The organism is Polaromonas sp. P1_E1_2 (assembly GCF_056406035.1).
On the sequence record NZ_JBFUAZ010000359.1, the window covers coordinates 1 to 4,367 of the forward strand.

Annotated in this window: 7 protein-coding genes; 2 read left to right on the top strand and 5 right to left on the bottom strand. The window is 60.2% G+C overall.

Annotation, left to right across the window (positions count from 1 at the left end):
* On the top strand, positions 1-407 hold a 407-nt coding region (locus AC1D1P_RS15580), incomplete at its 5' end, for a metal ABC transporter solute-binding protein, Zn/Mn family (RefSeq protein ID WP_477673608.1).
* A gap of 41 nt (positions 408-448) precedes the next feature.
* Here AC1D1P_RS15580 and AC1D1P_RS15585 read toward each other — a convergent pair.
* From AC1D1P_RS15585 to AC1D1P_RS15595, 3 genes are all read right to left on the bottom strand, one after another.
* The gene (locus AC1D1P_RS15585) at positions 449-730 is read right to left on the bottom strand and encodes a hypothetical protein (RefSeq protein WP_477668044.1); all 282 of its coding nucleotides are present in this window, start codon (positions 728-730) and stop codon (positions 449-451) included.
* An 85-nt stretch (positions 731-815) separates the two neighbouring features.
* On the bottom strand, positions 816-1,085 hold the full coding sequence (locus AC1D1P_RS15590; protein WP_477668045.1) for a hypothetical protein: 270 nt from the start codon (positions 1,083-1,085) through the stop codon (positions 816-818).
* Positions 1,086-1,184: 99 nt separating this feature from the next.
* Positions 1,185-1,643, bottom strand: a complete 459-nt coding sequence (locus tag AC1D1P_RS15595; protein ID WP_477668046.1) for a hypothetical protein — start codon at positions 1,641-1,643, stop codon at positions 1,185-1,187.
* Between the two features lie 195 nt (positions 1,644-1,838).
* Between AC1D1P_RS15595 and AC1D1P_RS15600 the strand changes: the two genes are divergently transcribed.
* Positions 1,839-2,822 (top strand): M14 family metallopeptidase, encoded by a 984-nt coding sequence (locus tag AC1D1P_RS15600; RefSeq protein ID WP_477668047.1) that lies wholly within the window; start codon positions 1,839-1,841, stop codon positions 2,820-2,822.
* 313 nt (positions 2,823-3,135) lie between these two features.
* Here the strand turns inward: AC1D1P_RS15600 and msrA are convergent, their stop codons facing one another.
* Both msrA and AC1D1P_RS15610 read right to left on the bottom strand, forming a co-directional pair.
* Positions 3,136-3,678: a peptide-methionine (S)-S-oxide reductase MsrA gene (msrA, locus tag AC1D1P_RS15605; RefSeq protein ID WP_457279947.1), complete on the bottom strand. Its 543-nt coding sequence runs from the start codon at positions 3,676-3,678 to the stop codon at positions 3,136-3,138.
* A 116-nt stretch (positions 3,679-3,794) separates the two neighbouring features.
* Positions 3,795-4,073 carry a hypothetical protein gene (locus tag AC1D1P_RS15610; RefSeq protein ID WP_477668048.1) on the bottom strand — a complete coding sequence of 93 codons (279 nt, stop codon included), beginning with the start codon at positions 4,071-4,073 and terminating at the stop codon, positions 3,795-3,797.
* Positions 4,074-4,367 lie beyond the last annotated feature (294 nt).

Sequence of the window (4,367 nt, forward strand, 5' to 3'; positions counted from 1 at the left end):
ACGTGAAGGAATTGCAGGCACTCGACACCTGGGCCAAAGAGCAGCTCAGCGCCGTCCCCGCCGCCAAACGCAAGGTCATCACCTCACACGACGCCTTCGGTTATTTCGGCGCGCACTACCAGGTCAGCTTCCTGGCGCCACAAGGAATTTCCACCGAAGCCGAACCCAGCGCCAAAGAAGTCGCCCAACTGATCCGGCAGATCCAGCGCGAAAAGATCAAGGCCGTGTTTTTTGAAAACATGAGCAACCCCAAGCTGCTCGCCCAACTGAGCAAGGACGCGGGTGTGACACCCGGCCCCGCGCTGTATGTCGACGCCCTGTCAAAAGCTGGTGGCCCAGCTGACACCTACCTCAAGCTGATGCGGCACAACGTGATGCAGCTGGTGGCGGGAATCAGGCTGAACTGAGCAGGAAATAAAACGGCTGAATCAGGAAAACCGCGCTGACATCAAACATTGCGAAACGCTGACAACATCAAGCGCACCACCGTCAAAACCGCCAGCTGGGCAAAAAGCCAGACCGCAAACAACAGACCTGTTGCACCCCATTTGATGTTGCAGTTTTCGCCCTGGACTGAATAATTTGCAGATACGCCGCGGGCCACATAAGCACAGAACTCTTCCTGCGGGTTGTGATCAAGCGCTCCGTAGCACATGAAAAAAGCCAGAGGCAGGGCCACTAAAAGCGGGATCAGCACCCATGACACCAAACGATCAACGGTGAAGTTCATTGCCAATCTCACTCATTTTTTGCTCTCGAAAATCTGGCCGTTTGCAGCGCGCCACGAATACGCGGATATCGACAGTCAAATGTGTTCAGTCGCGATAGGGTTCATTACTTCGCGGCGCATCCGGCAACTGTTCATCCAGCGACTGGCGGTAGCGGATGCAGCCGCGAAAGAACTGCGGCCAGTCAGGTACGACGGGCACAGGGTCGGTTCTCTCCGGCAGCAGCGCCCACAGCGCCGGATGATGCCAGCACAACTCGTGGCCCGTGCTGTCGCGGTGCTCGCGAATACCCTGGCGGAGTTTTTTGACTTCCACAATGAGTTGTTCACGCGACAAGCCTTCAAGATCGGTGTCCATGCTGCCTCCGTATTGAACATGAGATGTTCAGAGTGTGCGAACACCGACATCATAGGCACGACGGACCAACCGCACTCTGCCACCGGACGCCGATTGGGATCAGTCGTCGCGTCGCCCCGCAAGTCTTGCATAGGCAATGGCATCCGCCAGTTTTTCATAACGGTACTCACGAAACCCATACAGGCGTCCATCGAATGTGATGCCTAGCTCATGCATCAACGCTTCAGCACTCACTGGTGCTTGCACCGCATCGGGCAGTGGCGAAGGTTCTACCCCCACCTTGCTTGCAGCTGGCGATCTGCGCCGGCCGCGCATCAGATTAATGCCAATGGATGCCGCCACGCCAACTGCTCCCCAAACCATGAATGGCACGATCAGCTCCAGCAGTTGCGGCATCACCAGGATGAAGCTGCAACCTGCGTGGGGGCACGCGCGTTGCAGCCACGCGGACCAGGCAGCGTATCCCAATGCGATCCATCCAATCCAGAAAACTATGTGCATCACGGTCTTTCCAGCGCTTTTATTAGAAGTTAAGCCGCAAACCGAAGCTTGCCGCATGCTTGCGATTCCAACAAGGTTGAAGACAGGTGCATGGTTGCCAACTGCCCACGATCATAGGTTCGAAGCCAAACAACACCATCCCCCAAACGCATGAGGGACTCGCGCGAACAACGTTCTTGCCTCCGCCGAAACCGCTGTATAACCAAGCCATCAACGCCATCCACGTTTATCACCCCCAGAGGTGCACACCCCATGACTTCCACCCCTAGCCCCCACCCTACCCACCTGCGCAGCCACACCTTCCACGGCCTCGCCCCCGGTCCGCGCCTGCTGGTCACCGGCGCCGTACACGGCAATGAAACCTGCGGCACGCGCGCCATCACACAGCTGATGGAAGAAATCGACAACGGCAAGCTGGGCATTGAGCGCGGCACCGTGACTTTTGTGCCCGTGACCAACCCGCTAGCCTACCGGCTCAAGCAGCGCATGGGTGAGCGCAACCTCAACCGCAACATGGCGCCGAGTGCAATTCCGCAGGACTTTGAGGACCGCATCGCGAACGTGCTGTGCCCGCTGCTGGATGCGCATGACGTGTTGCTGGACCTGCACTCTTTTCACACGGGCGGTGCGCCGTTTGTGATGATCGGCCCGCAGAACAACACGGGGGCGCTGGAGCCCTTTGACCATGCCGCGGAAGAAATGCAACTGGCGCTGCACACCGGGCCGCACCGAATCGTGGAAGGCTGGCTGGAGACGTACGCCCGGGGCGTGCAGCGGCGCGCGGCAACGGCTGCGGGCGCTGCGGGGGGCGCCCGCGCGCAGACATTGGTGACCGACCCGAACTACGGCGTAGGCACGACCGAATACATGCGCTCACGCGGCGGCTACGGCGTGACGCTGGAGTGCGGCCAGCATGACGACCCGCAGGCGGTGCAGGTGGCGCGGCATGCAATTCAGCAGACGCTGGGCCTGCTGGGGCTGATTACCCAGAAACCCGCGCCGGTGCCGATGGCGCGCGAGATCCTGCGCCTCGTTGACGTGGTGGATCGCGAGCATGCCGGCGACACCTTCACGCGCGAGTGGCGCAGCTTCGACGCCGTGAAAGCCGGCGAGGCCATTGGCACGCGAAATGGCGGCGCACCTATTGCCGCGCCGGCGGACGGCTTTGTGGTGTTTCCGAATCCGCGGGGGGAAGTGGGCCAGGAGTGGTTTTATTTCGCGCAGCGGCGGGCTTGAGCCCGGATGGGCCGGGCCAGCRCCGTTGCGGGGTGGCTACGGCTTGCCGCAAGGTGCCGACATTGCTATCTATTTAATAGCTGCTTGCGCTCGCCCCTATTGGCTTGCAGGCCAATTTGATGGCTAAACGAAGGGCTTTTTTGCTTCAAAACGGGCTAAAACCCGTTTGAAAACCCGAAAAAATGATTTCAAACAGCCCCAACGGCCGGAAAACATGGTTTTTCAGCATTAAAAACGGCATCAGACCAATACTGACAAGCGCAATCAGCTATCTATTTGATAGCAAACTAACAGCACTCACGCTCCAACCCATTCAATCCTTCACACGTGACGCAAAGGTCTTGCGGAATTTGTCGACCTTGGGGCCGACCACGAACGCGCAGTAACCCTGGTTGGGGTTGTTCTCAAAATAGTCCTGGTGGTAGGACTCGGCGGGCCAGTAGTTTTCGAGCGGCAGCACTTCGGTGACGATGGGTTTGCCAAAGGTTTTGTCCTGGCTGACCTGACGGATGAAGTCGTCGATCTCCGCTTTCTGCTCAGGCGTTGAGTAATAGATGCCGCTGCGGTATTGCGTGCCGGCGTCGTTGCCCTGGCGGTTCAGGCTCGTCGGGTCGTGGATGACGAAGAAAATTTCGAGGATCTCGCGCAGCGTGATGTCGGCCGGGTCGTAGGTAAGTTTGACGACCTCGTTGCTGCCGGTGCGGCCCGTGCAGACCTCTTCATAGCTGGGCCGTGCGGCCTGGCCGTTGCTGTAACCCGACTCCACGTCGGTAACACCGCGCACCTTGACATACACCGCCTCGGTGCACCAGAAGCAGCCGCCGCCGAGCGTGATGGTTTGGGGGGAAGAAGGCATGGAAATCTCCGCTGAAATCCGTTGGTCGTACGGGGAGCGGCAATCTTACGCCGGGGCCCGCGGACCCGCGGAGAGGCCCACACATTGCCCCTGAAGCGAACTGGAAAGCRTCCGGTTCAGTCGCGCCGGCGCGGGCCTTTGGTGACGTGCTGGGGACCGACTGCACGGCGCATCAACCGCAGCAGGGCCAGCGCCAGAAGGCCGCCGGCCACGGCCAGGCCGAGCGAGCCCATGCTGAAGACCTTGTCGTTGGTGGCGCCCTTGCTGAGCAGGGCGGCCACGAAGTCGCCGCCGATGAAAGCGCCGAACATGCCGACGCCGAGGCTTTCGAGGATGAGGATTTTTTCGCGGGTGCCCGCGAGCAGGCAGGCGGCCCCGCCGAGAAGGGCACCCACCAAACACCAGATATACGGGTTGATGCCGTTCTCCTGAAGACTATGAACTGCCCCATGGTGACAGCTTTACGCCCCCAGCGGTGGACATATTTTTACCAAGGTCATTCGCCAGGGCACCTGGGCGGGATGGAATCCTCATGCCTTCGTCGCCGGGGCGATTGCGCGCACCGCCTTCACAAAAGCGGCCAGCGCCTGGTGGTCGCGTGCGGTTTTCCAGAGGCAGTGCGTTTCATAAGGTGTGGTGGCGGCATCCAGCGGCACAAAGGCCGCCCCCGCCATGGCCGACTGCCTGAG

Excerpts from the sequence above, each read along its gene's own strand:
- AC1D1P_RS15585 (WP_477668044.1), bottom strand. The coding sequence starts at position 730 with ATGAACTTCACCGTTGATCGTTTGGTGTCATGGGTGCTGATCCCGCTT.
- AC1D1P_RS15590 (WP_477668045.1), bottom strand. The coding sequence starts at position 1,085 with ATGGACACCGATCTTGAAGGCTTGTCGCGTGAACAACTCATTGTGGAA.
- AC1D1P_RS15595 (WP_477668046.1), bottom strand. The coding sequence starts at position 1,643 with ATGCGGCAAGCTTCGGTTTGCGGCTTAACTTCTAATAAAAGCGCTGGA.
- AC1D1P_RS15600 (WP_477668047.1), top strand. The coding sequence starts at position 1,839 with ATGACTTCCACCCCTAGCCCCCACCCTACCCACCTGCGCAGCCACACC.
- msrA (WP_457279947.1), bottom strand. The coding sequence starts at position 3,678 with ATGCCTTCTTCCCCCCAAACCATCACGCTCGGCGGCGGCTGCTTCTGG.